5 protein-coding genes and 1 tRNA gene are annotated in these 5879 nt (G+C 42.3%); 3 read left to right on the top strand and 3 right to left on the bottom strand.

The genetic code is table 11. The features are described 5' to 3' along the window. Window positions 1-112: 112 nt before the first annotated feature. Window positions 113-188, bottom strand: a tRNA-Thr gene (locus R7P69_RS24255). A gap of 205 nt (window positions 189-393) precedes the next feature. Between R7P69_RS24255 and coaA the strand changes: the two genes are divergently transcribed. Beyond that, a complete protein-coding gene (coaA, locus tag R7P69_RS24250) occupies window positions 394-1317 on the top strand; it encodes a type I pantothenate kinase (protein WP_005388683.1) in 924 nt (307 codons plus the stop codon). A gap of 7 nt (window positions 1318-1324) precedes the next feature. Here coaA and birA read toward each other — a convergent pair whose 3' ends face one another. Further along, window positions 1325-2290, bottom strand: coding sequence for a bifunctional biotin--[acetyl-CoA-carboxylase] ligase/biotin operon repressor BirA (gene birA, locus R7P69_RS24245; RefSeq protein ID WP_054575574.1), 966 nt, complete (start codon window positions 2288-2290; stop codon window positions 1325-1327). Next, window positions 2287-3330 carry a UDP-N-acetylmuramate dehydrogenase gene (gene murB, locus R7P69_RS24240; RefSeq protein WP_054575573.1) on the bottom strand — a complete coding sequence of 348 codons (1044 nt, stop codon included), beginning with the start codon at window positions 3328-3330 and terminating at the stop codon, window positions 2287-2289. The genes birA and murB overlap by 4 nt, the downstream gene beginning before the upstream one ends. 101 nt (window positions 3331-3431) lie before the next feature. Here murB and R7P69_RS24235 point away from each other — a divergent pair, with 101 nt between their 5' ends. Both R7P69_RS24235 and pssA read left to right on the top strand, forming a co-directional pair. Continuing rightward, entirely contained in the window at window positions 3432-3863 is a 432-nt protein-coding gene (locus R7P69_RS24235) for a GNAT family N-acetyltransferase (RefSeq protein ID WP_031781233.1), read from the top strand. A 71-nt stretch (window positions 3864-3934) separates the two neighbouring features. After that, window positions 3935-5275 carry a CDP-diacylglycerol--serine O-phosphatidyltransferase gene (gene pssA / locus R7P69_RS24230; protein ID WP_025768993.1) on the top strand — a complete coding sequence of 447 codons (1341 nt, stop codon included), beginning with the start codon at window positions 3935-3937 and terminating at the stop codon, window positions 5273-5275. Window positions 5276-5879 lie beyond the last annotated feature (604 nt).

Raw genomic sequence — 5879 nt, 5'->3', positions numbered from 1 at the left:
GGGACGGATTCGAACCATCGAAGGCAGTGCCGGCAGATTTACAGTCTGCTCCCTTTGGCCACTCGGGAACCCCTCCAAATTTTCAAGCCATTCAGACTACTAAAGGAAAGAATGGTGCCGACTACCGGAATCGAACTGGTGACCTACTGATTACAAGTCAGTTGCTCTACCTACTGAGCTAAGTCGGCATAAGTGGTGCGCATTCTATTGAATGATTTTCTAGGTTGCAATAGTAATTTGAAAAAAAATCATAAATTTCGATTTTTTAGATTCGTTTGCTGCAAATTCGTACAAACTTAGCTTTTTTAAAGTAAACTTCGACCTTTGTCGTTTGCTTTGAAGTTCGCTTGATGTATGTTCTTGCTTCTATTAAACCAAGGATAAAAGAGACCCATGAGTCCATTTTTGTCATTTGACCGTGCAAATTGGGCCGAGTTAAGAAACTCTGTACCGATGACACTTTCTGAAGACGACTTGACTGCGCTTCAGGGCATTAATGAAAACCTAACCATGGAGGAAGCGGTAGAGATCTACCTTCCTTTGTCTCGTCTTTTGAATCTGTATGTCCAGGCTCGTCAAAGCCGCAATTCCGTATTACAACAATTCTTAAATACAGAGGAACATGCTCCCCCTTTCGTAATTGGTATCGCTGGCAGTGTTGCTGTAGGCAAAAGTACGACTGCTCGTATTCTAACGGCATTGCTTTCTCGTTGGGAGAATCATCCCAAAGTCTCCTTGGTTACAACAGATGGCTTCCTATATCCGAAAAAAGTACTAGAAGAACGCGGTATCATGCATCGTAAAGGCTTCCCTGAATCCTATGATATCAAGCGTTTAGTCGAGTTCATGTCTGACGTAAAGGCAGGAAAGCCCGATCTTGAAGTACCCATTTACTCTCACATCACGTATGACATTACTGATGAACTAAGAAAAGTGGATAGACCGGATGTTCTTATTATTGAAGGTTTAAACGTTCTGCAAAGTGGAATGGACTATCCACATGACCCGCATCGTGTCTTTGTATCTGACTTTTTAGATTTTTCAATTTATGTCGACGCAGAAACAGAGACCATTGAACATTGGTACGTAGAACGCTTTTTAAAGTTTCGCCAAGGGGCCTTTACGAAACCAGGCTCTTATTTTAGCCACTACACACAACTCTCTGTCGATGACGCAAAGAAAAAAGCAAAGCAAATTTGGCATGATATTAATGGGCTCAATTTAGAATTGAATATTCTTCCAACTCGTGAGAGAGCCCACTTGATTCTACACAAAGGCGTTAACCACTTGGTTGATAAAGTCTCGTTGCGAAAGTAATCGAAGCTTAGTCACTTTTACGCAACGAGATTTCACCACCAATATAAGTCTCTAGTCCTTGGGAGGTTTCGATTAATATTCCACCTTGATGATCGATGCCTCGAACGACGCCATGTACCTCTCTAGGCCCAATAAGCAGTTTGACCTGACGATTAAGGAAATTGTCTAACCGATTCCAACGTTCGATAAAGCCAGTAAGTCCTTTCATTTCATATTCGACAAGTGCGGAATTCCAATGCTTAATAAGAGTCATTGCTAGAACATTTCTATCGATCTTGAGACTCTGATTTACTTGGTTCAACGTGGTCCATGGCTGGTCAATCTCAGGCTGGTCGTCAGGCATTCCAATATTCAGGCCCATCCCAATCACTAGATGAGCAGCCCCACCGGCCTGACCCGACATTTCAACCAAGATTCCGGCCAGTTTTTTATCTTGATAATACAAGTCATTCGGCCACTTGAGTTTAACACCTTGCATGCCTACTTCTTCCAGAGCTTCCACTGCGGCAATCCCAATCACCAAGCTCAAGCCCATTGCCGCAGCCATTCCCGCATCCAGTCGCCAATACATAGAGAGATATAAGTTAGAGCCAAACGGTGAGACCCATTGTCTACCGCGGCGACCACGCCCTTGTGCTTGATATTCAGCAATACAAACACGGCCCTTTTCCGAATCCGCGACTCTGTCGAGCAAATATTGATTCGTTGAGTCAATCACAGGGACGAGTTCAATAAGTGACTCCGAGCTAGTGGTAAGGAGAGTCTCGTCTAACAACTGCAATGGTGAGGCTAATTGGTAACCGCGCCCTTGCACTCGATAAATATCAATACCCCATTCACTAAGACCTTTAATGTGCTTAGCGATTGCCGCTCTAGAAACATTAAGATCGTCGCCCAACGCTTCTCCTGAATGAAACTCTCCATCACTTAATAACTTTAGAATATGAAGTTTCGTAGAGTGATCTTTTCTCATCTAGATGCCTCGATCTGAGCCAAATTGGTCTCCCCGGTACGATTGAGAAAGCGTACTTCATGCTCAAGTATGATTTGGTATTTGTCCCATACTGTCTGCTTCACTAAAGAAGCAAGCGCGACAATGTCATCAGCACTACAATTATCTATGTTGGTCAAAACCAAAGCTTGCATAGGGTTGACCTGCGCACCATGTACAGACTTCCCCTTTAATCCACACTGATCAATAAGCCAACCAGCAGCAATTTTCATTCCTCCAGAAGCTGGGTAGGCTACTACGTTAGGGTATTTTTTTGTGAGTCGATCATAGTGATCTTGCGTGATCACTGGGTTTTTAAAGAAACTACCTGCGTTACCTATCTTGGTTGGATCTGGCAGTTTTGCCTTTCGCACTTGGCATACTCGTTCGAAGATAGAAGCAGGGCTGAGTTGTTCTTCTGGGATACTTTGTAAAGGGCCGTACTGGTTAATCGGCTGCCATTGCTTCGCCAACTTAAGCCCTAATGCGGTGATAAAGCACTTTCCGTGCAACGCATGTTTAAATATGGAATCCCTATAGGCAAACTCACAGTCTTGGGCGTGCATTCTTTTGTTTTCAAACGTAGTTATATCAAGAACATCTACATAATCACAGATGTCTTTTAGCTCTAGGCCATACGCACCAATGTTCTGAATAGGAGCTGAGCCAGCACAACCTGGAATCAAAGCTAAGTTCTCGATCCCACCGATCCCCTGATTCACACACCAGGAAACCAATTCAGGCCAATCTTCACCACCGGCAATATGTAATAGGTAGTGCTCATCCGTTTCCGTGACTTCTTTACCCATGATTCGATTAACAATCACTAATCCCTCAAAATGTTCTGTAAAAAGAACATTACTTCCTTTACCTAAAAAAAGTTTCGGTAAATGGGTGAATCTTGGGTTTTGAAATAGCTCAATAACATCTTCAAGCGACTCAACGATAGCTAAATAGGAACACGATTGTTCAATTCCAAAAGTATGGTAAGACTTTAGGCTCGCATTTGTTTTAATTTGCATAGTAGGTTTGCAACACCAGATAAGATTCTCTTAAACTGTCGACATTCTACATTAGTTATCTTTTAACCGCAGTGACAATACCAGACTCATTAATCATAGAAGTGTTAAATCCCATCAAGCTCCCCCTCATTAAGAAACTATACAAAGCGTATTACCCTGCGGGTCGAGCCAAAAAAGATGAATTGATCATTACAGCAAGCCATAAAGGGGAAATCATTGCGTTACTACGTTTAAAAAGTGTAGATAAAGTTCGTCTATTGACAGGAATGTTGGTCATTCCGAAAGTTAGGGGAACAGGGATTGGAAAAGAACTACTAACTCATTGTAAAAACAATGTTTTCACTGATGGCGATTATTGCTTCGCGTTTACACATCTCGAATCCTATTATTCCAAGCATGGATTCACAACAATTGATTGCTCTGAGCTACCACACCCGCTAAAAATGGCATTTCAACGTTATGTAGATAGCGGTAAAGATCTCATTCCAATGCAATTCATCTCTTCAACGACATCAAAACGCGTGCTTTTGTAGCCAGGTAAATCATATCTTTGATAAAATGGCAGGTTCGCAATATTGCACTAAACTAAGGTACTCATACCGATATGATAGTAAGTAGGAATCCATTCGAACAGTTGCCAAGTCTCGCTGTCAATCCGGAAGACTTTGATGTTCTGTATTCAGCAGAATCATTCAGAACCCGTCTTTTAGATGCTATCAGCAAAGCAACGTCGCGAATTTACCTAGTCGCTCTATATCTGGAAGATGATGAAGCTGGACGTGAAATTCTCACTGCGCTTTATGAAGCGAAACAGCGCAATCCTGGGTTGGACATCAATATCTGTGTCGACTGGCATCGAGCGCAGCGTGGCCTGATTGGTGCGGAGACATCTGAGGGTAATTCAGCGCTTTACAAAGCATATGCCAGTAAGTACCAACACCCAATCCCTGTCTATGGCATACCAGTGCGTGGCAGAGAAGTTTTTGGGGTACTGCATTTAAAAGGCTTCATTGTCGATGATACTGTTATCTACAGTGGGGCGAGCTTAAATAACGTTTATCTCCATTATCATGAACGTTATCGATTTGATCGTTACCATGTGATTCGACATGAATCTTTAGCGAATTCAATGGTGCAATTCATTCAGGAAGAAATGATTGCTCACCCTGCCGTTAATGATCTTGCAGGAAAAGATAAGCCAGAAACCAAAGAAATAAAGTCGGCGATTCGCCAACTGAGGGCTTCTCTTGCTCAAGCAAACTATAAGTTTGAAGACCAAGCTGCAACAGAAGAAAGCGTAAAAGTCACTCCGTTAGTTGGGCTAGGCAAACGCCGTAATCTACTCAATCAACAGATTGTAAAGTTATTGGCAGCAGCCCAAGACGAAATTTTCATTTGTACGCCTTACTTTAACTTCCCTAAAGCACTTCATCGTGAAGTGAAACGAGCCATGAAGCGTGGTGTGAAAGTAACTATTGTTGTGGGTGATAAAACCGCCAACGACTTTTACATTGCACCTGAGGAAGACTTTAAAACCATTGGCGGACTTCCATATCTTTACGAAGTGAATTTGCGTCGCTTTGCGAAAGCCAATGAAGCGAATATCGCCGCACGTAAATTGTCAATTCACCTATGGAAGCATGACAATAACAGCTTCCACCTTAAGGGTATTTGGGTTGATAAACGCTATATGCTACTTACTGGGAATAACCTAAATCCACGTGCTTGGTCACTCGACCTAGAAAATGGGCTACTCATACAAGACAATTATGCGAAGCTCACTGAGAAGTTTGAAGACGAAGTTTCGCGTATTCTTGAGCATACTCACCTTATCTGTACTTATAAGCAATTAGAGAAAGTAGAAGACTATCCTATAGAGGTACAGCGACTGGTCAGAAAAATTACCCGCCTAAAGGCAGATGGTGTTTTAAAACGTATTCTTTAGACATCATTTCTCGCTCTAAAGTACGTCGAAATTTTTATACTAAGCCAACCGCTTTAGCAGTTGGCTTTTTCATATAATTCATTTGGAATAAGCACATAACCACTTAGATCTAGAGCGACTCTCTTAATGGGTTTGAGCTTTGACGTTTGTGAGTATTCCGCATAGCTTACAGCCTCGAGCTAAGCTACCCCTCTCTGTTCTGGCGCTTCTTACCCTTTGGCGATATATTTTTTCTGAGACTCATCAAATGTTCAGCGTCGAAAATCATCACCTCGCTAATGAAGAGCTCCTTCAATCTTTCATCTTCCAATTCGTTTTTTCTTTCTCATCAAGATTCAAGTCGTTGAACGCCTTTGAATACCATAGATTACTTAGGCTTGTTTGTAGGTCATATTGCCTTTCCACAGCATCACCGGCCTATAATTAATTAAAGCCTAGTGTGTAATTACGCAGAGTTCGCTTAGTAGGGATTATGTGAAATAGTCTAGTTAGGTGTATAAACACTCTTCAGGGAAACGTCGCAGTAGAAACGAAAAAAGCCCCAGTCTTTCGACTGAGGCTTAATATAAGTGGCGGAGTGGACGGGACTCGAACCCGCGACCCC

The sequence above is a fragment of the Vibrio sp. 661 genome (genome assembly GCF_033339315.1).
Classification (GTDB): Bacteria; Pseudomonadota; Gammaproteobacteria; order Enterobacterales; family Vibrionaceae; genus Vibrio; species Vibrio alginolyticus.
This window is presented reverse-complemented; position numbering and strand designations above follow the sequence as displayed.